Raw genomic sequence first — 25,700 nt, forward strand, 5'->3', positions numbered from 1 at the left:
TCACTCTATGCAATTTAAAAATAATCAGGCATAGAACCGCCCATTCGAGATAATTCAGGTTCCGCAAATGACATTAATGATTTTGGCAATAGTCTTTGGCTTGGCTTTATTGGTTTGGAGTGCTGATAAATTCATAGAAGGTGCTTCAACAGTAGCATTGCACGCCGGAATGCCTCCAATACTTATTGGTATGATCGTCGTAGGATTCGGCACATCAGCACCTGAAATGGTCGTTTCCACAATAGCAGCATTAGAAAATAACTCTGGAATTGCTTTAGGAAATGCATATGGTTCGAACATTGCCAACATTGGGTTGATTTTGGGCCTAACTATTTTATTAAAACCGATATTCTTGCACTCAAGCATTGTCAAAAAAGAAATACCCATACTTATTGGGATCAGCTTTCTTGCTGGTGGTATTTTAGTTGATGGTGAACTCGACTCTTATGACGGGTATTTGCTGCTTCTGGGGTTCTTCACTTTGGTCGGCTGGTCTATTTATTCCGGTTTAATGAAGAATAACGATCCATTGGCATCAAATGTTGATAAAGAGATTTCCCATAATACACACTCACTCCGCTATGGTGTATTATGGCTTGTGATCGGTCTCATTCTACTCATTGCAAGTTCCCGATTACTTGTTTGGGGTAGCGTTTCGCTTGCTCAAGCATTTGGGGTTAGTGATTTGATAATTGGATTGACAATCGTTGCAATCGGCACGTCCCTGCCAGAACTCGCATCATCTATTGTGGCGGTATACAAAAATGAGCACGAGATTGCTGTCGGCAATGTAGTTGGATCAAACATGTTCAATGTTCTTGCCGTCATCGGTATAGCGGGGAGTATCTCTGAAACCTCAGCCCCAGAAGAAATCCTTTATAGGGATTGGGGCGTTATGATTTTACTAACAGTGCTATTGTATCTAATTTCCGCTCGACAAAAGGAAAATGGTATTGGGCGTAAAACCGGTGCTATCTTTCTTTGCATTTATGTAAGCTACCTTGTTTATCTTGTTTTTTCACAATAAATACCGCTTTAAATCTCAAGCTCAAACGTTTTATGGTCGCTTGAGATAACGATTCACTCGAATTGTAAATTCATATCAATTCCCTTGAAGGCATTTAAATCGTCACCAACCAGCATGGCTGCTTTAAAAGCTGGACGATCCTGTAGTCGTTGAAGGTAATCCTGTAATTGAGGTTTGTAATATTCAGAAAAACCGATCACTTCACCAAAATGCAAGGCATAACCAACGGCAATGTCTGCAATGGTAAAACGGCCATCACACAGATACTGATGTGTCTCCATATGGGCGTTCAGCATTCGCAATCGAGCGAGAAACCATTTCGCATAATCGGTTACGACCTGCGGCTGACGTCGTTCGACAGTCTCTAAACATGAATATCGGAAGACCAGTGCTTGCGGGAAAGTGAACGTCGCATCACTTTGAAAAAGCCAATTCAGGTATTGAGCATATTCGGGATGGTCCGCTTTTAAACCCAAGTCATACCGATTGTATTTTTCTACCAGATACAAACAGATGGCTGACGATTCAGTCATTTGGGTATCGCCATCTATAAAATATGGAACCGTTCCCATCGGATTTTTTTCAAGGTATTCTGGCTGGAAAACCCTCGGTGGAAAGGGCAATGTTTCAACATCATACTCTACGCCCAATTCTTCCATAGCCCATAGGGGGCGTAAAGAACGGGTATTGTAGCAATGCCAAAGTTTCATCTATCCACTCCTGCTGTATGTTTTTCATTACAGTATTGGGAATGCCTATTAACCAGCAAGAAAACAAAATTAAGGCAATGTAAATGATTTCAAGCTAGTAGAAATGTCGGTTGGATAATCAACGATATGTCACCATATTAAAAATTACTCAGATCAATATGGATCAAAGCATCGTATAGTTTTTTCACATATCTCTCAGAGGTGCTGCTTCCTGTCGCATACCTCGTTCAATTCCGTTGACCTATCCGAAATACCTCTTACACTGATGATGAGGATAGGTAAGTCACTCGCTAAACCAATGGCGTGTTTTGTTCACAACAGCCACCAGTGACAGCATGACAGGCACTTCAACCAGCACACCGACTACTGTCGCAAGGGCGGCACCGGAATGAAGTCCAAACAGGGAAATAGCAACAGCAACCGCGAGTTCAAAGAAGTTCGATGTTCCAATTAAGCATGCTGGTCCCGCAATATTGTGTGGCAACTTCAAAGCTCTCGCCCCCAGATAGGCGATGAGGAAAATGCCGTAGGTCTGGATCAACAACGGGATTGCAATCAGCACAATATCTTGTGGTTGGTCGATGATTTTTTCTGCCTGAAAACCAAAGAGCAGAACAACCGTTGAAAGCAAACCCACAACCGACCACGGTTTGATTTTGTCCAGAAAAGCTGTGAGCTTACTGTGGTCATTTTTTCGATCCAGACGGTTCCGTGTGAAAATGCCCATTACCAGCGGGATGACAACATACAACACAACAGAAAGAAGCAGTGTTTCCCACGGCACATGAATTTCTGAAATCCCCAGCAGAAAGGCCGCAATCGGTGCAAAGGCAAAGACCATGATGATGTCATTCACCGATACCTGAACAAGTGTATAGTTCGGATCACCTTTGGTCAGTTGGCTCCAGACAAAAACCATCGCTGTGCAGGGAGCCACACCTAAGAGGATCATCCCAGCAATATATTGTTCAGCTGTTTCAGGGTCGACCCAGTCGGCAAAGAAGACTTTGAAGAACAACCAGCCGAGAAAGGCCATTGAAAAAGGCTTGATCAGCCAATTGACCACAACAGTCAGAATAATTCCCTGTGGTTTTTTGCGGATGTCTTTGATCGAGGAAAAGTCGATCTGCACCATCATCGGATAGATCATAATCCAGATCAGGACAGCAACAACCAAATTGACATGAGCATATTCCAATCCTGCAATAACGGCGAAGATGGATGGGAGCATGTTTCCCAATAAGACGCCTGTGATGATGCAGAGTGCAACCCAAACAGTGAGGTATCTTTCAAATATTCCCATTTTATTCGCCACCGATCTGATAGGTGTCTTTGAGGTATTGAATTTGGTCCGCTTTAGTCAGGGCTTTGGGTCTAAGTGACTGAACTTCCGATTTCACCGTTCCCCAATCCAATCCCATTTCCAACAATAGGATTGCCGCCATAAAACCCGTGCGACCAGAACCGCCTCGGCAATGAATCGCAACAGGATTTTCTTGTTTTAACATTCCTAGCACTTCGGCTTTTTTATCTGCGAAAACCTGTTGAAACTCATTGTCCGGCACACTGTCGTCTTCGATAGGGAAATAAAACCAGTTAAGTCCTTTGTTTTGACACGCATCCGGCAATGTTTGGGCATTGAATTTCTGCATTTCCGCTTTAGGCATTAAAGTAATAATTGCTTTTGCACCGGCATTCGCCAGTGTATCAACCGCCTCTGTCAAAGATGTTTCTTTGGTTCCCGGACAAGGGGTGAAAATCAGGGAAACACCTAAGCTGGAATTCAATACGTCAAAAGGATGTGTCATTTCTTGATCTCAAGTGAGGTTGTTAGGATAGTCCGATCTCGTCCAGTCGCTTTTGCAAGGATAGTTTGTCAAGAGATTGCAGTGGAAGTGATGTGAAGATTGAAATGCGATTGTTGAGCATTCGATATGTGTCCGAGAATGCCAAAGAAATTTCAGAAGGTGAACCCGTTGCCAATACAGGGTCAGGGACTCCCCAGTTAGCCGTCAATGGTTGGCCGGGCCACACGGGGCAAACTTCATGAGCCGCGTTGTCGCAGACGGTAAATACAAAATCGAGCTTGGGAGCATCATCACCCATAAACTCTTCCCATTTTTTTGAACGAAGCTGATCAACGGGAAGATTGCTTCTACGCAACAGTCTTATCGTTTCAGGATGAACTTCGCCTCGTGGTGTAGACCCTGCACTGTAGGCTTTAAAACGTCCCATGCCTTCACGATTTAGAATGGACTCAGCCATAATGCTTCTGGCAGAGTTCCCTGTGCAGAGAAACAGAACGTTAAATACTTTGTCTTTCGAAATATCGGCAGTCATTGAGCGGCCCTCTGATATGGATTTTAAAATACCCAGAGAGTCCGCACATACTTCCGGCTGCCCATTGCAGCATTCCATCAGCAAATAATTCACCAACACCCCGACAGCAGAAACATTGGCTTCATAAATTATGAAACGACCTTGTTTGTAGCTGTCAATCAACCCCGCCATTCGTAATTCACGCAAGTGAGCAGACAAGGTTGAAGGTGTCGCATGCAGATGCTCTGCCAAATCCCCGGCACTCATTGCTCCCTTATTAATCAGGGTTCGAAAAGCACTAAGCCTTGTCTCATGTGCAAGGACGGCAAATAGTTGAACGGCATTCTCTGTTTTCATGTTGCTTTTATATTTCGTGAAAATACGAAGAGTCATGTTATAGTTTTATGACGAGCGTTTAACAACTCCAAACATCATACCTGACCTTCCCCAGTTCCTCCGCCACAACGTCCATTGAATATCCACGCCCATAGAATGCTTGTGATGCCCGTGAATTAGACCTGTCGGACCATCCGCCTAATAACATAGCGATTTCATGACGGACATCGGCGGTGCGTAATGCATCACGAAAATTATGACGGAATGAATGGAAACTGGTGCGATCACCATCGGCATCAATTGATTTCAAGAACCGGGTGAACCATTTTGAGAATTGATCGGAGCGATATCCGGTCGTGCCAATGGGAATGTCTGGGAATAACTTTGATCGAGGCTTCTTCTCGAACGTCTTCAAATACCGCATGAAGCCGAGTTCCATCAGATGCGGATGGATCGGCACCACACGTTCGGATGATTTGGTTTTGAGAACTTTATCGTCAACGCCACGATCCGTTTCACGGGTGATATTAAAACACCAGACCTGATCCCTCACTACAATGTCTTCGACATTCAATTGGCAGATTTCATTCAAACGTAAACCGTTATAAAGCCCAATATGGGGAACCCAATATTCGGCACCCGTTTTATCGGATAATGCGATGAATATCTTCTGCAACTGATGATCCGTAAACGGGAGACGTTTATCTTGAGCGTGAACGGGATCAGCCACTTTCAATCCGATTGCAGGATTATGATCCAATAATTCCTCTTCGACAGCCCAATTCAGCATCGCTGACAGTTTGTTCACGTATTTGTTAATCGTGAGTGGTGCCATCGGCTTCATCTTACGCTCACGGGCAATAGCAGATATTTCCACCAACGTTTTCTTTGGAAACCGTTTCTTGGCATTCGCAGGTAGATGCCGCACCACATCCATAAACCGACGACAGTCTTCACGATCAATATCGGCGATGGGTTTATCGACACCGAAGATGTCGATCAGCACGTTGTAAACCGATTGATACGTCATCACCGTCTTCTTTGAACGAGATCGTGCCGGATCGTCCATATAACGATGATAGAGGTCGTCTAAAGTGATTGATGGCTTCCTTGGTGCATGGACTTCCAGAACCTCTTCAACAACCGTTTTAATCAACGTTCTGAGACCGTCTGGATCAGACTGTGGTGGAGCTTTGATTTGGAGTTCTACTGTATCACTTCCCTGTATCAGTCTGGACCCATCAAAATCATCCATAGATGCTTTACCACGGGCATTGGTGATGATCTGTTCAATATCCCGACTGACGGTTCTGTAACGTCGCACAGCGGTCTGATAATCATTTGTTTCCAATGATTTTATGAGTTCTGATTTGCCGATACGGTCACGCAAATTCAACGGCACCCACCGACGATACCGCCATACGTTTCCACGACGTTGAAGACCAACCAGTTTACCCATGCCGAACCTCAAATGGAGTTCGCCTGTATCGGTTTACTGTATCACTGTATCGATTCTGATCTGAATTTACAGTCAAATAACGTCTGATTTGACCGTCGTAATCAACGTCACCAGTCGTCATAAACCGCAGTATTGTGCGTAAAAAACAAAACGGACATTCCACGTCACCGTATGAATGTCCGTCTGTAATGGTGGAGCTAAGCGGGAGTGTGTATCCGTTGATTACAGCGGGTTTGACGATGATTGACGCAATCACACCACGGACGTTTCCAGCACCGTTCACACGCCAATTCTGACGATCTACAGACAAGATCATCATGGGTATAAAAATGAAAAGACCACACGACGTAACCGCCTGTGTGGTCTCTGTAATGGTGGAGCCTAGCGGGAACATGACGGGTATGAAAGCGACCCGTTTTTATCCCGGCAACTTCCTTATTGGAATCAGATCGGTAAATGTTGCGATCATGAATTTAGCATTGAAAAACATCATTGATGCTCAGGCTGCATTCGACAATTTGTCCTACATGCTGCAAACCCAGTCGTAAGCTTTTTCTGGTCGATCACAATTGAACCAGAAGGTTGTCAGGTTAAAATGAAGTTCAAAGCCTTCTCCAATGATTGAGAATGATGTCGATCCATCCGTAGAAGTGCTCCGCTTAATCGAAGCATCGTTGACAAGTTTACCCGCACATTGGATTAATCTCGCTTGGTTTAGCAATACCCACCGCTTTATGAGTGTCATCTTGTCTTCGTAATAGAAAGACAACCGTGATTTCCCATCAAAGAAGATCGGTAGATAACGACGATTACTAAATGCCTTAGCCAAGATTTTCAGGCTCTGACGACTTTCAGCATCCATGTTACGCTTAACATAATACTGATAGGCGATAGTGATGACGCCATTGTGCCAGTTCACAGAGAATTCATTGTCCAAAGCACGAACCAGTTTTCTTAATTCCCGGACCTTTTGTTTGCGTTCTTCGGGCTTCATATCAACCCTCACTATCTTGGATGTTTGGGTAAATGCTACCCTTGACGGCTTCTGCAAATGGTCGTTCATCACCTTCTTCTTCGAAGTAGACGCTGACGATTGCACGGTGATGGATCGTTACGTGCTTCATTGAGTGGGACATATTAAGTTCCTCATGTTGTTAATAACAATGAAGCCCTTATCTCGCACCTTTTTGGGTCTGTCAGTTTTCCAATTTAACTTGATCAGCCCCAAGCATTCGGTTTTGGTTTACCGTATAAACCTTCCTGATACTGGTGCCGTTGAAGTAGTCATTATCGGTGCTCAAGTCACCCTGTGAATCGTTTACAATAATCACGGATCATCGGCGTCCATAGGTAATCCAAAAAAGATTGATGGCACGTCGCCTGACGTCGAGTGCCGCCACATCGGGTTTGTCGGCGACGGCAAGCGTCACCGGCCAACACCCTCGTGTCATTTCACTTCGTTCCGTTTTTTGAGAGGAATTGTCGCTTCGCTGTCATGTATATTGGTGCTGGTCAAAAAGCCCCACTAAATGACACCTCTAACTATATTATATTAGGAGGTCCAGTTAAGGGGGCTTTTTGCCAAATGAATACATACCGCAGACAAATAGCGACGTGAGCAACGCGAACGGAGTAATTTGTCGAGGTATCGGTCTCTGCGTTTACGCAGATGACCGTTAATGATTAAACCAGTCCCTCTCTCAAAGAACTTGTGCAGCGACCTGCTGCAACATCACCGGATTGGTCTCAGCGTATGACGCCGTTTGGCTGATATTGCTATGCCCCATCAAAACGGACACCGACTTAATATCAACACCTGACGAGATCAACTTCGTTGCAAAACCACGACGCCCTGAATGCGACGATACCTGCTCCGGCAATCCTGCTTTACGGAACAACCGCTTCATGACCTGCTGCAAGGAATTGCCCGTAAACGGAAGTCCCTTCTGCGTCTTAAACAGCGGAGCATTCATGTTGAACGCGACACCATCAACATCACGACGGTGATCCAAATAAACCATCAACGACTTCCGCACTTTCATGTTCGACAGGAACACTTCTCGGTTCTGGCGGGTCTTACTATTCCGTTTCTTGATCTGGAAGTGATCACGCACGGAACCGTCATCGGCCATGACGTCGATAACTCGAAGTGATGCGATCTCGCCGACCCTTAAGCCCAATCCGAATGACAGATGCATGATCGCGGAATTACGCAACGGATACATCTCGACGGCCACCACACGCATCAGCCGGGCAAATTCCTCAGACGATAACACCTTCGCTTTACCTTCACGCATGGACACCTCCCATGTCATTTACAAATATGACCATGACGATGGTTTGTAATGAACCTGAAAACTTGATCATGACGGCACCCCGCTAAACACGTTGATATGGCTCACGTCATCCTGTTTTCCATGAAAGTAAATGTCCGTCGGAAGGACATCACGATTACCGATTAAGTAACACAGTGTCACCTCTACACCCTTCATCACGATTTACTCCACTGTGTTTTACGACGGGCTTCGTGAATGGCTTCGATCAACGTGGCGTCACGGTCTTCGAGAGCTTTTACCAATTGTTCGAGAACTGTCGCGACAGAGGGAAGGTCGGGGCCGCAAAGGATGCTCGGGTGGTCGTTTATGTGGACCGGTTGGGAACTGTAGCGGGGGGTCAGAAGGTAGTCGCCGTTTTGGGATTGCCAAAACCAAGGGCGGACTTCGACCGAAACATTCACACGTTTACCATCAACATAGCGACGCTTCTTCTGTGTCAGTTTTTTGCCTTCTTCGAGCAGCTTCACCAATTCGATCTGCTGATTGAGACTTTCTGAGAAAATATCAAGCGGATCGCGTTGTCTGCTTTTAATTGCTGTTGGTTTTATTTGATCTGAGAATTGGAGATTAAGCATGATTGCACCTGTTTCGTTCACTGCTAATGCTATGACTTCATTCTGATTTGTCAAATTTTATGCTCAGTAAAATCACATAAAATGCTCAAATATTTCAAATTCGCGAGTCAATTCAATGGACTCGATGATTCCAGCTAGTTCATTCTAGTTGTAGGCTTTTTCGATCTAAAACTATTGTGTTTCGAGCGAATCGATTGAGGTCCAGCTATCATTCCAAAAGAAATTTCTAGGTGAATGCAAAAAGATATTGAACGATTCAGCAAGATAGAGTCTAAGGCGATTGGGACCATAATCGATGAACAGCTTTGTTGTTCATCACGGATAAATAAACAGACAAACAAACGTAAGGAGAAATCCGTGTCTGATATGGCCCCTATTGAATTTATTTTGGATGATATTGACGGCTGGTCGGCTTGCATTCGACAGCACCTAAGCTTTCTGCCGCCAAAAGCACTCAAACGTATTGTCCGTGCTATCAAAAATCCGAAAAGCAACCTACTTCCTTTATTAGACGAGCATCTATTCAATCATGCTGACAATACCTATGTGCCCGTATCGAACCGTGTCTGGGTGCCTGCCTATAACCATGAGCAAACGCTTGAACAGGCTTTGAAGAATAGACCATTTACAGAAACCGGCACCGATGGCATTCAATACTTCACCAACACGCTCACGGTGCCAGACAAAGATGATGCCGGAAGATACTTCCCGCCACCATCCGAACGGGTCATTAACTGCGGCTTTTATGTCCACACCTTCGAAGTTGACCCGGCTGAGAATTATCAAGCGGGTCTGGCTGAACAAATTTCGTGGTGCATGGATGGCAAAAAAGACACCAATTGCAAAATTGGTGAGATTTATCAGGAACTATCCCGATATAAAGATTTTCGTGGATTGGAATACGTTTGGAGCGGCAACAAATCCTGTCACTTGCATGTAATGTTTGATACCCGGCACCTGTCGCCACAGAGACTGAAATATACTCGCAAGGCGGAAGTTGATGCCGATCTGGCTGACCTGCCGGATGATTACTTGCGAAATGGCTATATGGAAGCGTGGGACCATCTTGGCGAGATTTTTGAGGCCCATGGCATTATGGCAGATGCGGATATGGCGTTGCGACGACCGGAGCAATGGAGACGACTGCCTTATGGACTTCGGTCCTATCCCAAAGACAGTGCCATTGGCATTCCAGCAGGATCATGCGTTCCACAGGTGGTTCTATGGTCTAAGAGCCGTAATGATGGTCGTGGCGGCATAGACTGGTTACATCAGCCCCGGAAATTTCTTGAAGCCAAAGTTAAGCCAAAGTTGCCTAAGAAACCGATCCCGGTATTGCAATGTGATCTATCGGAAGAACAACAGGAACGCTTCTTGTCAGAATTAAGTATTCTATGTGATCGAGCCTTTGGCGATCCGAAGACGCACCCACGGCCAGCATCGGTATCAACTTCCGTCAATGGCTATACGATCAATTTCTTCAATGATGAAGAAGATCAAAGGCCATCATCTTTTGTATCAGGGGATCATGATCGGTTGGTTTTGTTGGGTGAGGTGAGATCAAGAGAAATGGAATACATTCTGCCGAAAACGGCAAACGACTTGATGGAGTATTTCTTGATTAACGATCACCTGATGATGACGTTGGATAAACCGCAAATCCCACTTGGGGTCGAGCGTATGTTTGATGCAAAGGTCGAAACACCACAAGACGTTCGTAATAAGCTGGGTAAGTTCGCATTATTGGCTGCCACGTCTGAGAGCGTTGTCAATTCGTGTATCTTCACGGGCGAAGGGGCCTCTAAGTCCACATCAATCATGAGTGCTATTCCACTGTATGACCAACCGGGTGAAGGTCACATCATCTTTGCTTGCCAAAGTTATCCGCAAGCAGAAGAAAAGTGTGAGGAGTTTAACCGGATCAATCATGGAAATGGATATATCGGGATTGCTTTATATTCAGCCTCCAAGATGGTTGAGATTGCGTGTGCGACCGTAGGCGTTGATAAAATAACAACTGAGGATATTGCTCAGGCGAATGCCACCAGCATGTTGGATTATGTGTATGACCACCGCCCGGAAGTCGCTGCATGGATGGAGAGTGAGAAAGCTGCAATGTGGGACCAACTTAATACTGGTGATGACAACCTTCGACCTGTGTTCTTCACGGTCCATGCCGTTGTTAAACAGTGGCACGCTGTCGGCGGCACCCGGTTGTGGATGCATCCAGATTATGCTCAGGAACGTCAGAAAGACCAACCGAACAAGAAAGCAATCGCGGCTGCTATGCGTGCTCAATGGATCATTTATGATGAAGTGAAGGTGGAAGACCTGATGCACCGTTATCCAGCCAGTCAGGTCAAGTTGGTGAGAAAGATGAGCAAGAGGTTTGCCAAGCTGACACCATCAGAACAGTTGCAGGCTTATAATGCAGTAGCCCCGGAACATGTGAAGTTTGATGAAGCCAGAAAGATCGGCAACTTGAAATTCAAGGCGAAGCATCTGGTAACAGTGGACACTTCCCTTGAAGGCTATGGCGTTAATAATACCAGCGATAGTCCCTACCGGGCAATCAACAGCAACAAATATTACGTGAAGTTCGATGACTGGTGGAGAAAAGAAGAAAAGACGCGGATCACTTTCCTGACTACCGAGCATCGCATCATTCGTGCCATGGAAAACATAGAGAATGGCCCTCTTGTGTTGAATTTCGATAGACCCGACCTGTTTGATCGGGATGAGATTACCCTTGATCTTATTCTAGACAACCGGGCTAATCGCGAGAGAACGGAAGAATTGGTGGCTGACATCAAAAACAAGCATCCAAACGGTGCAATCATTACGAATATGTCGGACGATGATGCCACAATAACGCATGACACCGCCAAGGGTTCAAACGCTTTTAATCAGGATGGCACCGATACAGTCACCGCCATCTACCACATGCTATCGCCTGTTCAGTATGAACAGTCGCTGATTGAGAATGCTGTATTCGGCACCAAGGATATGGTGAAGCTCTATCATCTGGATCAGTTCAACCAGACATCAGGCCGGACACTTGGCTATCGTCATAACCCGAACATCAAAACACAGGCTATCATGTCAAAACGACTGTGGCGTGAGATCGGAATATCGATTGAAATGAATAGTCGCTACCGGGTGCGATTGATTTCATAGAGATTGCATCTTCAAAAATATACCATATTATAGTATAGTAATTTTTAGCATAGAAGGGTTGGATGCGGGTCTTTACATCACGCCAGTTCGATAAATGGTGCGAGCAAACCGATATCACTGATGCCAAGTTGGTTAAAGCTGCTTTAGAGGTCAATGAAGGACAATATGAGGCAAGTTTGGGTGGCATGGTCTACAAGAAGCGGATCGCTGCTGTCGGTCAGGGTAAAAGCGGCTCATATAGAACCATTATCGCATTGAAGTTTGATGATAAGGCTTTCTTTATCCACGGCTTCAAGAAGAACCAAAAGGCAAATATTTCGAGTGGTGAAAAGCAAGACCTGAAAGCGGCCGCCAAGGTCATTATGAAATTGGATGAAAGCGGTTTGAAAGTCTTTCGGGAATTGGAGGTTATACAATGAGTGTTTATAAATCTGATCTATCAAAATCATTACACGGTGTGATGTCTGACCTTCATGCTGCCGGTGCCATTTCCAAAACAACCATGCGGGAATTTGATGAACGTTGCTTGCACCAAACTGATTTTGACCGAAAAAAGATCAAGGAACTGCGAGAACGTGAGCATATCAGCCAAGCGGTATTAGCGAAACTCGTCGGCGTTTCTACAAAAACCGTCGTTAAATGGGAAGCCAAGGACGGCACCCCACCGAAGGGGGCCGCCGCACGTCTACTTGATCTGATTGACCGTAAAGGGTTGGAAGTTCTGGCCTAACCCTTTTTATCTAGTTGGTTAAGGCCGCTTTGCATTTCTTTCTGTAGTTCTCGGCTTCGATCTTCTGACATCTCAACTTTCTCCCGCAAGTAATTTGACCAAACTATCAAGATGAGCCAGATCAAGGTCTGAATAGGACCTGCATTTATAGTCGAAATCCTTTGGTTTTTCTGTTGAACCGTTCATCGCGTTTTGAAGTCCATCAAGATCAATGATTATGATATTGTCAGCGGCAACCTTGGTTTTCACATTCCATACCTGAGCCGTAACCCCATTTGAAAAGCAGCTTCCAGATTCAATGTCTTTGATTTGTTCAAGGTGGCCGTCTTCCAGTTCGTGCGGAATGACAAGCCGTCCAGTAACTTTGATTTGACAAATATCACCGAGCACGGTTTCTGTTTCCAAAGTTGACACCAAAACACTGTGACCGCCGATTTCCACCTTTGAGCAAAGCCAGTTTGGGAGGCTATACCCCATCGGGAAGGTGCCTTGAAAGCTGATCGGCACAATAGAAATTTTCATCATGCCACGATCTCCTCGACCAGTTTAATGTAATGGCCCAAGCAGGCTTTCAGGTCGGCATCTTCGGTCTCACCATAGCATTCCCGCAAGTAGTTCAGAAGGTTCGCATAAGCGTCCGTAGACGGCGAATGTCCGTTGTATCGGAGCGTAGACAGGTAAGTCCGGCTACGTCCCATCTGACGGCTAAAGTCAGCCGTATCGTTCAAGAAATAGTTTGCTCTGAGCACCTCAAAGACCTGTTCATGAAGCGGCATTCCATCGGTTTTGATCAACATGGTTTTTACTCCTAACATTATCATTAAGAGTATTTATCAATGTTGTTCAATAATGCTGTATCAGGTTGGTTCTATTGCTTCTTGAACAGAGGTATTGAATTGATATTGTCTGATATGGCTGCAATCATAAAGTCAGGTAGCTCTACCTCAGTCTTTAATGTAGCCCATATGTCAGCAATTTTCTCGGCCATTTCTTTTGCCGTCTTTACAATTGCCCCCGAAGGCAATTGAAGTGCATCTGCGAATTGCTTGAAACTATCTATATCAAAATCTTCATATGTTTTGCGATCAGCAAAATTCAATGCAAATGCAGGTTTTGCCTCATACGTCAGTGTTGAGAGATAATCATACATCGGTGCTAATGTTGGTGTGCGTTGGTCCTGATATATGAGCGACCAGTTTTTAGCATGCATATCTCCGTTGCCGATCCCCATTGAAAAAACAAGACGGCGAATATATTCCAGAACGCCATCCATTCCGACTTGTTCAGCGAGAACGCGGCCAATCATTTCGTGATTCACACGGTCGTATTTCATACTCGACCAAATACCAAAGACTTGTGCGAAGTCTTCGATATGCACACGCCCGTGATCTGTTCGATCAAATCTCCGAATAGCGAAAGTTCTTCCGAGGTCAGAACGTAAACCTTCCGGTAATCCGCCGATTTTATGGGTTTCCAGCAGTTCTATTTCCGGGACATCGAAACCGAGACGTTGAGCAAAAGTCATCATCCAAAATTCATTTTCAGGAACCGACTGGAAACGTTCCGAGGCAAACTTCAATATCCATGCTCCGCCCAACCCGTGTGCAGGCACAGTCAAACCTCCCGCAGCATCTTTAATGGCGGACATTTTCATTTGAACACCGGCAAGAGAGAATTTCATCTCTCCTTCATATGTGCCTGCTTTCGCCTCGTCATTTAGTTCGGCTGCTTCATCTGTAAGCTCCGCACGGGATTTAACAACAACGCCACCGGGCAAGTCATGGCCTAAGACATTTAATAAATGGAATTCTCGTTTGGGTGAGAGTTTGTTGGTTTCTGCTATATATTCTCTTAAACGACCTTCGGGTAAAAGGTTGGAGAAAAACGGCTCGACCTTCAATTTCCGTGGTTTCCCACTTGCCCCGACCGTATTGTTCGCCCGAAGGAAAGAGAGCGATAGCGTGCTGCGTTCTTCATTCTCGATATAGGAATCAAGCAAGTTAAACAGGCTGCGTTCATTGGAAAGAGAGATGATCTCTCCGACATGTTTTTGATGAAGATAGATATCCAATATGTCAGCCATAATCAATCGTCCTCGTCTTCCACATCAAGGGCATAAATCGGTAGGTCTGATTGTTGCTTTCCATCAATTATCGACATTACAGATGACAAGAGTTCACGAGGAACCAGCACAGGTTCTAATTCCACAGCCCTGCTGATTTCAATAAAGGTTCCCATTCTGGAATTAACGTTACCTCTTTCAAATTCAGAAATTCTCCCTTGGTTTAAACCTGTTCGTTGGGAGACTTCTGTCTGAGATATCTTCAATTCCTTACGGCGACGTTTGATGGCCTTAAGCATTTTATCAAGGATTGATTTTTCCATATCAAATACCGAATATTTTTATAACTATTATATCTAATAAAGTATATTTAAATTTATTATCACAGGGATATATATACGTTATTCCCTATATTTAGTCAATTTTATTCTCTTTTATGTATATTTTAATCAGTTGGCATAAATAGAAGTGAATTTACAAGGAACTCACTATGCGTCTAAACCAGTTTGATCAACCAAGACCGCTAAACCTCACATCACAACGCCTCTATCAATGGACGATATCTGTGGTCGCAAAGGTCGCAGGTCGCCTCTCTCCACGAGATGTTGATACCCTTCGGGTCTTTTTCCCTTTGCTGAATTGTAGTGTTGCGAATGTAAGAAAGGTGCAGATGCGAGGCACGGATGTCTTTCACTAAACCGATTTGCTGAGCCTCAATTGCTGAATATCGATGATCTGTCCGAGTGCTTTCATCGGTAATAAATATCTTCTCAGCCAGCCGTTCAGATAATCCGTATTGCTTATAGAGACTACCTACATAGGCATTCACCTTTGCTGTAGCAGCCGGATTGCGACCATTCCCACGCACCACATGAATCATAAATGATGAACCGGGTGTTGCGTCTCTTTTTACCCCACCCATAAAGATTAACGTGCACATACTGGCACAATAGGCATCATCAATGAACGTGGTTATGCCTCGTTCACGGAGTGTTTTAGCAATTTTCCATGCATGTGGCGTTCGGCCACCAAAATTATCTTCATTGAAACGGAGAACCCTGACCGTCAATGGCAAGTGTTCGATATCCTTCACAAACTTTTCCGCAATCAAATTCGTTCCAAAATCGTCAATTAAAACCACCGCTGTTCGGCCATCATTCGACAAACGGATGGTTTCGAAAGCTTGAGCCGAAGCGGCCTTTAAAGACAACAGGCAAACCAAAATCGCAAGAAGACGCATCATTTTTTCCAACCTTCTGTCCAATCGTTTTTATCCGGCATATAGACCGCCCCAAACGGTTTCATCAATTCGATGATTTGCTGACTGGCTTTTACCGCATTATTTTTGCAGCGTTCTTCGGCACCAGCAACCGCAGCCCCATGACGCTCCCAACGATTATCTTCGCGAAGTTGGCCGTGGATGGCAATGATGCGTTTTTCGATTTTGAAATGAGTTGGACGATCAATGAAAGCATTACTGCCACCATAAGGAACCGCAAACCGATAAAGCCAGCCATTCGCACGTTCAGCCATGTCACCGTGAAGTTGGGTATATTCTTCGCATTTGTCGGCGATGCGTTTGATTTTACCACCTTCCATCATTTGGCGACGTTGATCCCAGTGAGCCGGATCACGGTTATAGTCAACGTCGGGCGTATATTTTTCGTTGTAAGCGAGGGCTGGGAACGCCGATGCTCCAAAGATGAGGTGAGCAAATAAATTTACGATTATGATATTTCGGTGGATTATCATGATGCCATTCCACACGTTAAAACCTTTAATCGTCAAGGCCCTTAATTAAGGGGGGTTCAGCTTGTTTAGCTTTTTGAGCAATGCTAGAACCGCCACTACAGTGAGCCAAGGTGCGTTCGAACCAATAATCTTCCAGCTTTGTTGTTTTTTGTTTCTCTACACGGTTGGTAAAGTCATCTAATATAGTATCATCGGTGATGTTGTCGAAAGATGCTTCGACAACGCATTCGCATGTGGACGGCGATGCTAGGTCCTGTTGACAAAGTATTTTACCCATACCCGAATTGATGTGACCTGCACGAAGCCAAGGAAACTGAGCATCGTCTTGTCATACCGAGTTGCAACCCGGCGAGCATTTTTGAGTTTGTTGAAGCAGCGTTCAACCTGATTTCTCAAGCCATATACGAAATCATCAACGGGAGTGATTTCCTTTCGGTTTTTCCGCATTGGGATCATGGCGTATCCACCGCGTTTCTCCATATCGTCCCGAATGGAGTTTGCATCGTAGCCTTTGTCTGCCAATAGAACCTTGGCATCTGGACCACCCCATTCCATCAATGGAGCATACCCTTTGTAATCTGATGTTTGGCCTTCGCTGATTTCCAGAGCTATTGGCAAGCCTTCGGCATTTGTTCGAAGGTGTATTTTGGACGTAAAGCCACCTTTTGAACGGCCGAGACCCTCTTTTTGAGTCCCCCTTTTGCCCCAGCAGCCTGATGATGGGCTCTGATGATTGTGCTATCTATCATTTGCACTGTATCTGGAACGGCTTTGGCATCGTTCAAGGCATCCAGTAGAACATCCCAAACGCCGAGCAATGTCCAGCGGCGGAATTGACGATAAACAGAGGACCATTTACCGAAGTAATTGGGGAGGTCACGCCAAGGTGCTCCTGTCCGGGCAATCCAAAAAATACCATCAAGAGTGAGGCGGTGATTTGAGGGAGGACGGCCAGATTTTGGCCCTTGGGCATGAAGGAATGGCTCGAAGAATAACCATTCATCGTCGCTCATCAAATTCCGCATAGACTTCTCCTCATAAAAAGAAGTCTTGAATCACATTCTAAGCAATTTGTGAACCCACTTTGTCAACAGGACCTAATCCTTGATTGTCAGAAATATAATCTAAGCTACAGCTTGTCTTATTTTCAAAAGAGTCATGATCGCAATTATACACCCAGCGGTTATCAGTAGCGGCAGCCACATAAGAAGTTCCTGCCGATGTGATGTCGTCGCCCCAGAAAATCCACCCGATCACGCTCAAGCCGACAATAGTTCCAATACCACTTGTGACTTTTTGCCAAATGGAGGTCTTCTTTTTAGTTTGGTTCTTTTCCGTCATCTCAATTCCTTTGATCAAATTGAACTAAATCGGTCGGTTTGACTTTACCGTCTGTCGCATCATAAATACGTTGCATGGTGGATCGTGATGGCACAACAACCCCGCGACATATACGGCTCACGGTCGATACGTTCACGTCAATTCGAGACGCAAATGCCAACATAGTAATCTTCTTTTTCTTGAGATAAGCCTTTAGCTGCATTCTCACCTTCCGATGTTTAATGCGATATTATTGAGCGTTTAATGCAATTATTGTCAATCTATAAATTGCATATAATGACCTTTTGAAAGTTTGCATATCGTGCAAAGTCTTATCTGTAGCTTGAGAATTTCAAGCTTTCAGGAGGCATATTATGCAAAACCGCATCAAAGAATTTCGTAAAAAAGCTGGCTTAACGATGGAAGAAACCGCCCATCGTTTAGGCATAACTGTCTCTCAGGTCAACAGAATCGAGAACGGTAGAAGCTCAACAACGACAATACGTTTGGCGGAATTTGCGGAAGTTTTTGGCTGCCATGCTGCTGATCTGATTGATGATCGGCTGCCGATTGATCCGAACCTCGGTGTAGACCAAGAACGTTTGCGTGATGTGATCATTCAAACTGAGCGTTTAATGTCTAAAAACCAGAAGTCGGTGAAGCCAGAAAGAAAAGCCGAGATCATTTTGTCGCTGCTGTCGTTGGAGAATGACCGTCTTGATGATAGTGATGGTAAAGTGGATGTAAAACGGTATGCGGCCTTACTTGGCCTATAGGTAACACCCTGTCACCTAATTGTTAGAATCATCTTGGACTTTGATTGCTATAGCCTTTAAAAAGATGTTGGTGTAACCTGCCGTCCTTATGGTTGCATACTTGAAATTTATTACGCATCTTATTTAGGGGTCGCATTCAGTCATGGCTGAAAAAAAGAATAACAAGAACACCAGTGCCAATGTTGGATTTGAAGAGAATTTATGGGCCGCCGCCGACAAGATGCGGGGCAATATGGAACCGGGCGAATATAAGCACGTCGCCCTCGGCCTGATCTTCCTGAAATATATCTCCGAAGCGTTTGAGGCCAAATATGCCGAGCTTGTCGAAGATGAATATTCAGACCCGGAAGATAAAGACGAATATCTGGCGGAAAATATCTTCTTCGTGCCGGAAAAATCCCGCTGGAAATTTCTGCAAGATAACGCGAAGCAACCCACCATCGGCAACCTGATTGATGAGGCCATGCGGGGCATTGAAGATGCCAACCCGCCGTTAAAGGGCGTTTTGCAAAAAGACTATGGCCGCCCCAGTATGAACAAAACCATGCTGGGTGAACTGATCGACGAATTCGCCAAAATCCACACCACGGGGGAGGATGCACAGGGCCGTGATGTGTTTGGGCGGGTTTACGAATATTTCCTCAACGGTTTTGCCGGTGCCGAGGGTCGCCGGGGTGGTGAATTCTACACGCCGCAATCCGTTGTGCGTCTGCTGGTGGAGATGCTGGAACCCACCAAGGGCCGCGTCTATGACCCCTGTTGTGGCTCTGGCGGTATGTTTGTGCAGTCCGATAAGTTCCTTAAAGCCCACCAAGGCCGCATCGGTGATCTGGCCGTTTATGGGCAGGAGTCAAACAACACCACCTACCGACTGGCCCGTATGAACATGGCCGTGCGTCGCATTGATGCCGATATCCGCTGGAACAACGAAGGTTCCTTCCATAACGACGAATTCAAATCCATGAAGTTTGATTACATCATGGCAAACCCACCGTTTAATTCGTCTGATTGGGGCGGGGACAAGCTTTCAGATGATGTGCGTTGGGCCTACGGCATTCCACCTGCGGGGAATGCCAACTTCGCATGGTTGCAACATATCGTTCACCACCTGAAACCCGGTGGCACCGCTGGCGTGGTTTTGGCGAATGGCTCCATGTCCTCCCAACAATCCGGTGAAGGTGATATTCGACGGGCGATGGTGGAAGATGATGTCGTGGATTGTATGGTCGCTCTGCCCGGTCAATTGTTCTATTCCACCCAAATTCCCGCCTGCCTGTGGTTCCTTGCCCGTCATAAAGGCGAGAACGGCTTTAGAGGCCGCAAAGGCGAAATCCTCTTTATTGATGCCCGTGAAATGGGCCGCATGGTGGACCGCACGCGTCGTGAACTCGACCCCGCAGATGTCCAGAAAATTGCCGATACCTACCATGCGTGGCGTGGGGAGGCGGAGGCGATAGAGCGAAACGGGGCTTATGAGGATGTGCCGGGCTATTGCAAAGCCGTTACCCTCAAGGAAGTTGAAACTCACGGCTTCGTTCTGACACCGGGCCGTTATGTGGGGGCTGCGGACGAAGAAGATGACGGTGTGCCTTTTGAAGAGAAATTTTCGTTATTGAAAACAAAATTATTAGATCAGTTGGAAACAGAAAAAAAGCTATCCAAGAATATTTCAGAAGTGCTTGAAACATTAAAGAATGGGTGTTTGTCGTGATTTGGCCTACTACTGAGATCGGAAAGGTTGGACAAATCTTTGATGGTCCTCATGCCACGCCAAAAACAATTGATAAAGGGCCAATATTCCTTGGCATAAGTGCCCTAAATCAAGGTCGTATTGAACTTTCGCAAACTCGGCACGTATCAAATGAAGATTTTATAAAATGGACAAGGAGAGTTACCCCTAAACCCGATGATATTGTTTTTTCTTATGAAACAAGAATTGGTGAAGTGGCAATTATACCAGAAGGTTTGGAATGTTGTTTGGGCCGCCGAATGGGTTTAGTCCGATTAGATATTTCCAAAATACTACCTCGCTTCTTCTTATATAATTATTTATCTCCTTCTTATCAGAAATTTCTAGTTTCCAGAACTATCCCCGGAAGCACTGTTGACCGATTATCAATTAAAGAATTTCCATCCTTTCCAATCCCATTGCCCCCAATGGATGAGCAAAAACGAATTGTGAAGGTCTTAGAAGGTATTGACGACAAAATCGAACTAAACCGCCAGATGAATGAGACGTTGGAGGAGATGGCTCGGTCAACCTTCAAGTCATGGTTCGTCGATTTCGATCCCGTCGTTGCTAAAGCCGCCGGACAAGCCCCCGCCCATATGTCTGCGGATACGGCTGCTCTCTTTCCCGCTTCTTTTAACGAAGAGGGATTGCCTGATGGTTGGACGCTCTCAAGTATTAAGGACGAATTTCATTTGACTATGGGGCAATCCCCATCAGGTGACACTTATAATGAAACAGGAAATGGATTGCCATTCTTTCAAGGTCGTAGGGATTTTGGAACTCGTTATCCATCAAATCGTATTTATTGCACATCCCCGAAGAGGCTGGCCCAATCACAAGACACGTTAATTAGTGTTCGGGCACCTGTAGGTGATCTTAACATGGCAATGGAAGAATGTTGTATTGGGAGAGGTGTTGCTGCTCTGAGACACAAATCCGGAAGTCGTTCTTTTACTTATTATTCTGCTTGTAATTTAGGCTCACATTTTAAAACGCATGACAAAGAGGGAACTGTCTTTGGAGCAATCAACAAAATAGACTTTGAAGGATTACCTGTTACAAATCCGGGAATGGCACTTGTTGGTGAATTTGAGAGCTTATTTTTCCCTATTGATGAAAAAATAAAATTAAATAACGAGCAAAACCAAACACTAGCCGACCTTCGCGACACCCTCCTCCCTAAACTCATGTCCGGCGAAATCCGCCTTCGTGACGTGGAAAAAGCTGTTGAGGATCAGCTATGACAGAATTAGGCCGTCTGGAAAAAGTCAATCTTCGTGATGTTTGGGAAAAAGAGGACCAGCACTTTACCCCTTGGCTGGCTCGTGAGGAAAACCTCGCAATCCTTGGTGAAACCCTAAATCTTGCCCTTGAACTGGAAGCCGTCGAAAAGCCGGTGGGCGAATTTCGGGCAGATATTCTTTGTCGTAACACAGACGATAACGACACCCGTGTATTGATCGAAAATCAGTTGGAAAATACGGACCACAAACACCTTGGGCAATTGATGACTTATGCTGCTGGATTGGATGCGGCAACCATCATCTGGATTGCAGCCAAATTCACCGATGATCATCGGGCAGCGATGGATTGGCTGAATGAAATCACATCAGACAACTTCCGTTTTTTCGGTCTTGAAGTTGAACTGTGGAAAATCGGTAATTCCCAAGCCGCCCCCAAGTTTAATATCATCGCCAAGCCCAATGACTGGACCCGTTCTGTTGCCCGTGCAACCAAGCAAATATCCGAAAGCGATTTGACACCTACAAAGACTTCCCAGTTTAAATACTGGACGACATTTCGCGAAAAACTGTTGAGTGAAAACAGTCCCGTTCGACCACAGAAAGCCTATCCTCAACATTGGATGAATTTTGGTATTGGCCGATCCGGTTTTCATATGTCTGCTCTCCTTAATTCCACCGAACATCAAATCGGTGTGGAACTTAACATCACCAGTGATGATGCCAAGCCGCTATTCTGGCTTCTGCATGAAGATAAAGACGAAATTGAAAGCAAGCTCGGTTTTGAACTGGACTGGAAAGAACTTTTAAATCGAAAACAATCCAAACTTCTCTTTGTCAAACCAAACTGCAATCCGATGAATGAACTTCATTGGGCTGATTATCAAAACTGGATGCAATCCCATCTCGAAAAACTCAAGGCCGTTATGGGACCCTACATTAAGGCACTGGACGCTGCACAGGGGGGAGGCACTTATGACTAAGCAATTATTAGGGGATGGTGACGCATGAAAATCATCACCGAAGACGATGTAGAACAGGTTGCTCTGGAATGGTTGGGTGAGCTTGGGTATGACATTCTCCACGGGCCAGACATTGGGCCGGATGGTGGGGATAGTGAGCGAATGTCCTATAGTGATGTCGTGCTGGTAGATCGCTTGCGGAAACAATTACAGATCATCAACCCGGATGTCTCCGAAGAGGGTCTGACCGAAGTCATCAACCGGGTGATTGATAGTGCCACCCCGTCTTTGATAGAAGAAAACCGTCGTCTTCATCTGATGATGACAAATGGCGTTGATATTGAAGATTATGGCCCCGATGGTTCACTGCGAGCCAAAAAAGTATGGCTGCTTGATTTTGATGCCACGGACAATAACGACTGGGTAGCGGTTAATCAGTTTAGCGTCATTGAAGGACGCAATAACCGTCGCCCGGACATCGTTGTCTTCGTGAATGGACTTCCGCTTGGTGTCATCGAACTTAAAAACCCGGAAGATGAAAACGCCACTATTGAAGGGGCCTTTAATCAGCTTCAAACCTACAAGAAAGAAATTCATGCCCTGTTTCGCACCAACCTGTTTTTGGTAACTTCGGACGGCATTTTGGCCCGTGTGGGTTCCCTGACAGCGGATGAAGAACGCTTCATGCCGTGGCGAACGACGGATGGTCGGGCAATTGCACCCAAAGGGGTGCCGGAACTGGACATTCTGCTTTCCGGTATCTTTGAACCACGGCGACTGCTGGACTACCTACAAGGCTTTGTCGTATTTGACAGTGATGGCTCCAAGCTGATTAAAAAGATCGCTGGCTACCATCAGTTCCACGCCGTGCAAAAAGCCGTTCGCACCAGCTTGTCGGCAAGTGATGATGATGGCAACCGCAAGGCTGGGGTCATCTGGCACACGCAAGGTTCTGGTAAAAGCCTCCTGATGGCCTTCTACGCCGGTCGCATCATTGCCCATGCTGATATGGGGAACCCGACACTGGTTATCATCACGGACCGCAACGATCTGGATGACCAACTCTATAAGACGTTTGCGGGTTGCAAGGACTTGATCCGACAATCGCCACGTCAGGCAAAAAATCGTGAAGAGTTACGGGAACTTCTGGCCGTGCCGTCCGGTGGTGTTGTCTTCACCACCATTCAGAAATTTTCTCCCGAAAAAGGCGAAGACTTTCCGGTGCTGACGGAACGTTCCAATGTGATTGTCATGGCGGACGAAGCACACCGCAGCCAATATGGCTTCAAGGCCAAGGTGAAGGAAGAAACTGGCGAGATCGGCTATGGCTTTGCCAAACACATGCGGGATGCCTTACCCAATGCCTCCTTCATCGGCTTTACAGGAACGCCTATTGAGGCAACAGATGTAAACACACCGGCGGTGTTCGGTGACTACATCGATGTTTATGACATTCAGCGTGCCGTTGAAGATGGAGCGACTGTCCCGATCTATTACGAAAGCCGTCTGGCCCGAATTGAATTGGACGAAGACGAAAAGCCCAAAATTGATGCTGAAATTGATGACATCATTGGCGAGGAAAATGAAACCGAAGGCGAAAAAGCAAAGGGCAAGTGGAGCACTGTTGAAGCCTTGGTTGGCTCTCCCAAACGCCTTGGACTAGTCGCGGCTGATCTGGTAGAGCATTTCGAAGACCGTGTAGCCGCCATGAATGGTAAAGCGATGATCGTTTGCATGAGCCGCCGTATCTGTGTCGACCTCTATAAAGAGATCACCAAAATCCGACCGGATTGGCATAGCGAAGATGATGAAAAGGGCACTCTCAAAATCGTCATGACCGGATCAGCCACAGACCCGTTGGACTGGCAGCAACACATCGGCGGGAAGGCACGACGGGAATTACTGGCAAAACGGGCCAAAGACCCGGCAGATGACCTCAAGCTGGTCATTGTGCGGGATATGTGGCTGACCGGCTTTGATGCCCCATGTATGCACACCATGTATATTGACAAACCCATGAAAGGCCATGGCTTGATGCAGGCCATTGCAAGGGTCAACAGGGTGTTTAGTGACAAGCCCGGCGGTTTAATCGTTGATTACATTGGGTTGGCCCAGAACCTTAAAAAAGCTCTATCTGTATATTCGCCCGGTGATCGTGAAAATACGGGTGTTGATGAAAATGAAGCCATCGCCTTGATGCTGGAACATCTGGAAGTCGTTCGTGACATCTTCCATGGGTTTGATTATACCAAGGGCGTTGGTGGTTCCGCCCGTGACCGACTGGCTGTAATTGCCGGTGGTGTGGAATGGGTGCTTGAATATCAACGCAAAGAAGCTGAGAAAATCAAGAACGAGAACGACAAGAAGAAGGCATGGCGGCTTTATGCGGATGCTGTTCTCGCTCTTTCCAAGGCATTCGCATTGGCTTCTGCCAGTGATGAAGCCAAGGAAGTCCGTGAAGAGATCGGTCTCTTTCAAGCGATCAAAGCGGTTATCACCAAAAGCGATACGAAGGCCAAAAAAACCAAGGCAGAAATTGACCTTGCCATCCAACAAGTGGTCAGCCGGTCTGTGGTCTCAACTGAAATCGTTGATGTGTTACAGGCTGCCGGTTTAGAAAGCCCGGATATATCAATTCTGTCTGACGAATTTCTTGAAGAAGTCCATGGGATGGAACAAAAGAACCTTGCACTAGAAGCTTTGAGGAAGCTTCTGAATGGGGAAATCCGTTCACGCCTGAAAACCAACGTGGTTCAACAAAAAGCATTCTCCGAGCGTTTACAGAATGCCATTGCCCGATATCACAACAATGCTCTGACAACAGTGCAGGTCCTAGAAGAATTGATCCAAATGGCGAAGGAGATGAAGGAAGCCAACGCCAAGGGTAATGAACTGGGGCTATCGGATCAGGAATGGGCATTTTATCAGGCATTGGCCGAGAATGAGAGTGCTCGCGAAGTCATGTCTGACAAAAAGCTCTGTGTCATCGCTCAAGAACTTCTCAATAAGGTCCAATATGCAACGGGTGTTGATTGGATGCACAGTGATGCTGCCCGTGCCCGTATACGCCTGATGGTGAAGAAGGTCTTAAAGAAGTTTGGCTACCCACCTGATTTAGCGGACGAGGCTGTGCAATTGGTTCTGCAACAAGCTGAGGCATTGTCTGCTGAATGGGCGAAGGCGTAA

General features: G+C 45.8%; 27 protein-coding genes and 1 pseudogene. 9 read left to right on the top strand and 19 right to left on the bottom strand.

The genetic code is table 11. The features are described 5' to 3' along the window. The first annotated feature begins 67 nt into the window (after window positions 1-67). Window positions 68-1,027 carry a calcium/sodium antiporter gene (locus tag ACI0FF_RS16705; protein WP_419797891.1) on the top strand — a complete coding sequence of 320 codons (960 nt, stop codon included), beginning with the start codon at window positions 68-70 and terminating at the stop codon, window positions 1,025-1,027. Window positions 1,028-1,080: 53 nt separating this feature from the next. On the opposite strand, the gene ACI0FF_RS16710 is transcribed toward ACI0FF_RS16705, so the two are convergent. The 10 genes from ACI0FF_RS16710 to ACI0FF_RS16755 all read right to left on the bottom strand — a co-directional run bounded on the left by ACI0FF_RS16710 (window position 1,081) and on the right by ACI0FF_RS16755 (window position 8,762). Further along, window positions 1,081-1,737 (bottom strand): glutathione S-transferase family protein, encoded by a 657-nt coding sequence (locus ACI0FF_RS16710; protein ID WP_419797892.1) that lies wholly within the window; start codon window positions 1,735-1,737, stop codon window positions 1,081-1,083. A gap of 283 nt (window positions 1,738-2,020) precedes the next feature. Further along, entirely contained in the window at window positions 2,021-3,040 is a 1,020-nt protein-coding gene (arsB, locus tag ACI0FF_RS16715; protein ID WP_419797893.1) for an ACR3 family arsenite efflux transporter, read from the bottom strand. A gap of 1 nt (window position 3,041) precedes the next feature. Further along, window positions 3,042-3,545, bottom strand: a complete 504-nt coding sequence (locus ACI0FF_RS16720; protein ID WP_419797894.1) for a tyrosine-protein phosphatase — start codon at window positions 3,543-3,545, stop codon at window positions 3,042-3,044. Window positions 3,546-3,567: 22 nt separating this feature from the next. After that, window positions 3,568-4,449: a metalloregulator ArsR/SmtB family transcription factor gene (locus ACI0FF_RS16725; RefSeq protein ID WP_426857467.1), complete on the bottom strand. Its 882-nt coding sequence runs from the start codon at window positions 4,447-4,449 to the stop codon at window positions 3,568-3,570. Between the two features lie 22 nt (window positions 4,450-4,471). Beyond that, complete coding sequence (locus ACI0FF_RS16730) at window positions 4,472-5,851, bottom strand: DUF6538 domain-containing protein (protein ID WP_419797889.1); 1,380 nt, start codon at window positions 5,849-5,851, stop codon at window positions 4,472-4,474. Next, a complete protein-coding gene (locus ACI0FF_RS16735) occupies window positions 5,844-6,245 on the bottom strand; it encodes a hypothetical protein (RefSeq protein ID WP_419797895.1) in 402 nt (133 codons plus the stop codon). The genes ACI0FF_RS16730 and ACI0FF_RS16735 overlap by 8 nt, the downstream gene beginning before the upstream one ends. 129 nt (window positions 6,246-6,374) lie before the next feature. Further along, window positions 6,375-6,845 carry a hypothetical protein gene (locus ACI0FF_RS16740; RefSeq protein WP_419797896.1) on the bottom strand — a complete coding sequence of 157 codons (471 nt, stop codon included), beginning with the start codon at window positions 6,843-6,845 and terminating at the stop codon, window positions 6,375-6,377. Between the two features lies 1 nt (window position 6,846). After that, window positions 6,847-6,987 carry a hypothetical protein gene (locus ACI0FF_RS16745; protein WP_419797897.1) on the bottom strand — a complete coding sequence of 47 codons (141 nt, stop codon included), beginning with the start codon at window positions 6,985-6,987 and terminating at the stop codon, window positions 6,847-6,849. 564 nt (window positions 6,988-7,551) lie between these two features. Beyond that, window positions 7,552-8,148, bottom strand: coding sequence for a tyrosine-type recombinase/integrase (locus ACI0FF_RS16750; RefSeq protein ID WP_419797898.1), 597 nt, complete (start codon window positions 8,146-8,148; stop codon window positions 7,552-7,554). A gap of 194 nt (window positions 8,149-8,342) precedes the next feature. Then, entirely contained in the window at window positions 8,343-8,762 is a 420-nt protein-coding gene (locus ACI0FF_RS16755; RefSeq protein WP_419797899.1) for a hypothetical protein, read from the bottom strand. A 357-nt stretch (window positions 8,763-9,119) separates the two neighbouring features. Here ACI0FF_RS16755 and ACI0FF_RS16760 point away from each other — a divergent pair, with 357 nt between their 5' ends. The 3 genes from ACI0FF_RS16760 (at window position 9,120) to ACI0FF_RS16770 (ending at window position 12,669) form a co-directional block, all read left to right on the top strand. Continuing rightward, window positions 9,120-11,939, top strand: coding sequence for a hypothetical protein (locus ACI0FF_RS16760; protein ID WP_419797900.1), 2,820 nt, complete (start codon window positions 9,120-9,122; stop codon window positions 11,937-11,939). A 62-nt stretch (window positions 11,940-12,001) separates the two neighbouring features. Then, window positions 12,002-12,358 (top strand): type II toxin-antitoxin system RelE/ParE family toxin, encoded by a 357-nt coding sequence (locus ACI0FF_RS16765; protein WP_419797901.1) that lies wholly within the window; start codon window positions 12,002-12,004, stop codon window positions 12,356-12,358. Beyond that, a complete protein-coding gene (locus ACI0FF_RS16770; RefSeq protein WP_028880681.1) occupies window positions 12,355-12,669 on the top strand; it encodes a helix-turn-helix domain-containing protein in 315 nt (104 codons plus the stop codon). Before ACI0FF_RS16765 ends, ACI0FF_RS16770 begins: the two co-directional genes overlap by 4 nt. Before the next feature lie 72 nt (window positions 12,670-12,741). Here ACI0FF_RS16770 and ACI0FF_RS16775 read toward each other — a convergent pair whose 3' ends face one another. From ACI0FF_RS16775 to ACI0FF_RS16815, 9 genes and pseudogenes are all read right to left on the bottom strand, one after another. Then, complete coding sequence (locus tag ACI0FF_RS16775) at window positions 12,742-13,194, bottom strand: hypothetical protein (protein ID WP_419797902.1); 453 nt, start codon at window positions 13,192-13,194, stop codon at window positions 12,742-12,744. Then, window positions 13,191-13,490, bottom strand: coding sequence for a DUF6626 family protein (locus ACI0FF_RS16780; protein ID WP_419797903.1), 300 nt, complete (start codon window positions 13,488-13,490; stop codon window positions 13,191-13,193). Before ACI0FF_RS16780 ends, ACI0FF_RS16775 begins: the two co-directional genes overlap by 4 nt. Before the next feature lie 47 nt (window positions 13,491-13,537). Further along, on the bottom strand, window positions 13,538-14,752 hold the full coding sequence (locus tag ACI0FF_RS16785; RefSeq protein ID WP_419797904.1) for a type II toxin-antitoxin system HipA family toxin: 1,215 nt from the start codon (window positions 14,750-14,752) through the stop codon (window positions 13,538-13,540). 2 nt (window positions 14,753-14,754) lie between these two features. After that, a complete protein-coding gene (locus tag ACI0FF_RS16790) occupies window positions 14,755-15,054 on the bottom strand; it encodes a helix-turn-helix domain-containing protein (RefSeq protein WP_419797905.1) in 300 nt (99 codons plus the stop codon). A gap of 212 nt (window positions 15,055-15,266) precedes the next feature. After that, window positions 15,267-15,974, bottom strand: coding sequence for a hypothetical protein (locus ACI0FF_RS16795; RefSeq protein ID WP_419797906.1), 708 nt, complete (start codon window positions 15,972-15,974; stop codon window positions 15,267-15,269). Next, on the bottom strand, window positions 15,971-16,483 hold the full coding sequence (locus tag ACI0FF_RS16800) for a hypothetical protein (RefSeq protein ID WP_419797907.1): 513 nt from the start codon (window positions 16,481-16,483) through the stop codon (window positions 15,971-15,973). Before ACI0FF_RS16800 ends, ACI0FF_RS16795 begins: the two co-directional genes overlap by 4 nt. A gap of 246 nt (window positions 16,484-16,729) precedes the next feature. Beyond that, window positions 16,730-17,508 (bottom strand): annotated as a pseudogene (locus ACI0FF_RS16805) (IS5 family transposase). Between the two features lie 37 nt (window positions 17,509-17,545). Next, window positions 17,546-17,824, bottom strand: a complete 279-nt coding sequence (locus ACI0FF_RS16810) for a hypothetical protein (RefSeq protein ID WP_419797908.1) — start codon at window positions 17,822-17,824, stop codon at window positions 17,546-17,548. A 1-nt stretch (window position 17,825) separates the two neighbouring features. Beyond that, window positions 17,826-18,026 (bottom strand): helix-turn-helix domain-containing protein, encoded by a 201-nt coding sequence (locus ACI0FF_RS16815; RefSeq protein ID WP_419797909.1) that lies wholly within the window; start codon window positions 18,024-18,026, stop codon window positions 17,826-17,828. A gap of 151 nt (window positions 18,027-18,177) precedes the next feature. Here ACI0FF_RS16815 and ACI0FF_RS16820 point away from each other — a divergent pair, with 151 nt between their 5' ends. The 5 genes from ACI0FF_RS16820 (at window position 18,178) to ACI0FF_RS16840 (ending at window position 25,700) form a co-directional block, all read left to right on the top strand. After that, window positions 18,178-18,579, top strand: a complete 402-nt coding sequence (locus ACI0FF_RS16820) for a helix-turn-helix domain-containing protein (protein WP_419797910.1) — start codon at window positions 18,178-18,180, stop codon at window positions 18,577-18,579. A 142-nt stretch (window positions 18,580-18,721) separates the two neighbouring features. Further along, window positions 18,722-20,290 (top strand): type I restriction-modification system subunit M, encoded by a 1,569-nt coding sequence (locus tag ACI0FF_RS16825; protein ID WP_419797911.1) that lies wholly within the window; start codon window positions 18,722-18,724, stop codon window positions 20,288-20,290. Next, window positions 20,287-21,555, top strand: coding sequence for a restriction endonuclease subunit S (locus tag ACI0FF_RS16830; protein WP_419797912.1), 1,269 nt, complete (start codon window positions 20,287-20,289; stop codon window positions 21,553-21,555). Before ACI0FF_RS16825 ends, ACI0FF_RS16830 begins: the two co-directional genes overlap by 4 nt. Further along, window positions 21,552-22,535 (top strand): DUF4268 domain-containing protein, encoded by a 984-nt coding sequence (locus ACI0FF_RS16835; RefSeq protein WP_419797913.1) that lies wholly within the window; start codon window positions 21,552-21,554, stop codon window positions 22,533-22,535. Before ACI0FF_RS16830 ends, ACI0FF_RS16835 begins: the two co-directional genes overlap by 4 nt. Before the next feature lie 24 nt (window positions 22,536-22,559). Further along, on the top strand, window positions 22,560-25,700 hold the full coding sequence (locus tag ACI0FF_RS16840) for a type I restriction endonuclease subunit R (protein WP_419797914.1): 3,141 nt from the start codon (window positions 22,560-22,562) through the stop codon (window positions 25,698-25,700).

It is taken from the genome of Terasakiella sp. 4MB5A (genome assembly GCF_050058155.1).
Classification (GTDB): domain Bacteria; phylum Pseudomonadota; class Alphaproteobacteria; order Rhodospirillales; family Terasakiellaceae; genus Terasakiella; species Terasakiella halodenitrificans.

Coding starts and splice junctions, on each gene's coding strand:
- ACI0FF_RS16720 (WP_419797894.1), bottom strand. CDS start 3,545: ATGACACATCCTTTTGACGTATTGAATTCCAGCTTAGGTGTTTCCCTG.
- ACI0FF_RS16705 (WP_419797891.1), top strand. CDS start 68: ATGACATTAATGATTTTGGCAATAGTCTTTGGCTTGGCTTTATTGGTT.
- ACI0FF_RS16810 (WP_419797908.1), bottom strand. CDS start 17,824: ATGACGGAAAAGAACCAAACTAAAAAGAAGACCTCCATTTGGCAAAAA.
- ACI0FF_RS16795 (WP_419797906.1), bottom strand. CDS start 15,974: ATGATGCGTCTTCTTGCGATTTTGGTTTGCCTGTTGTCTTTAAAGGCC.
- arsB (WP_419797893.1), bottom strand. CDS start 3,040: ATGGGAATATTTGAAAGATACCTCACTGTTTGGGTTGCACTCTGCATC.
- ACI0FF_RS16835 (WP_419797913.1), top strand. CDS start 21,552: ATGACAGAATTAGGCCGTCTGGAAAAAGTCAATCTTCGTGATGTTTGG.
- ACI0FF_RS16780 (WP_419797903.1), bottom strand. CDS start 13,490: ATGATAATGTTAGGAGTAAAAACCATGTTGATCAAAACCGATGGAATG.
- ACI0FF_RS16750 (WP_419797898.1), bottom strand. CDS start 8,148: ATGCGTGAAGGTAAAGCGAAGGTGTTATCGTCTGAGGAATTTGCCCGG.
- ACI0FF_RS16735 (WP_419797895.1), bottom strand. CDS start 6,245: ATGTTCCCGCTAGGCTCCACCATTACAGAGACCACACAGGCGGTTACG.
- ACI0FF_RS16725 (WP_426857467.1), bottom strand. CDS start 4,449: ATGACTCTTCGTATTTTCACGAAATATAAAAGCAACATGAAAACAGAG.
- ACI0FF_RS16740 (WP_419797896.1), bottom strand. CDS start 6,845: ATGAAGCCCGAAGAACGCAAACAAAAGGTCCGGGAATTAAGAAAACTG.
- ACI0FF_RS16820 (WP_419797910.1), top strand. CDS start 18,178: ATGCAAAACCGCATCAAAGAATTTCGTAAAAAAGCTGGCTTAACGATG.
- ACI0FF_RS16785 (WP_419797904.1), bottom strand. CDS start 14,752: ATGGCTGACATATTGGATATCTATCTTCATCAAAAACATGTCGGAGAG.
- ACI0FF_RS16770 (WP_028880681.1), top strand. CDS start 12,355: ATGAGTGTTTATAAATCTGATCTATCAAAATCATTACACGGTGTGATG.
- ACI0FF_RS16815 (WP_419797909.1), bottom strand. CDS start 18,026: ATGCAGCTAAAGGCTTATCTCAAGAAAAAGAAGATTACTATGTTGGCA.
- ACI0FF_RS16745 (WP_419797897.1), bottom strand. CDS start 6,987: ATGTCCCACTCAATGAAGCACGTAACGATCCATCACCGTGCAATCGTC.
- ACI0FF_RS16825 (WP_419797911.1), top strand. CDS start 18,722: ATGGCTGAAAAAAAGAATAACAAGAACACCAGTGCCAATGTTGGATTT.
- ACI0FF_RS16730 (WP_419797889.1), bottom strand. CDS start 5,851: ATGGGTAAACTGGTTGGTCTTCAACGTCGTGGAAACGTATGGCGGTAT.
- ACI0FF_RS16790 (WP_419797905.1), bottom strand. CDS start 15,054: ATGGAAAAATCAATCCTTGATAAAATGCTTAAGGCCATCAAACGTCGC.
- ACI0FF_RS16800 (WP_419797907.1), bottom strand. CDS start 16,483: ATGATAATCCACCGAAATATCATAATCGTAAATTTATTTGCTCACCTC.
- ACI0FF_RS16765 (WP_419797901.1), top strand. CDS start 12,002: ATGCGGGTCTTTACATCACGCCAGTTCGATAAATGGTGCGAGCAAACC.
- ACI0FF_RS16710 (WP_419797892.1), bottom strand. CDS start 1,737: ATGAAACTTTGGCATTGCTACAATACCCGTTCTTTACGCCCCCTATGG.
- ACI0FF_RS16755 (WP_419797899.1), bottom strand. CDS start 8,762: ATGCTTAATCTCCAATTCTCAGATCAAATAAAACCAACAGCAATTAAA.
- ACI0FF_RS16840 (WP_419797914.1), top strand. CDS start 22,560: ATGAAAATCATCACCGAAGACGATGTAGAACAGGTTGCTCTGGAATGG.
- ACI0FF_RS16775 (WP_419797902.1), bottom strand. CDS start 13,194: ATGATGAAAATTTCTATTGTGCCGATCAGCTTTCAAGGCACCTTCCCG.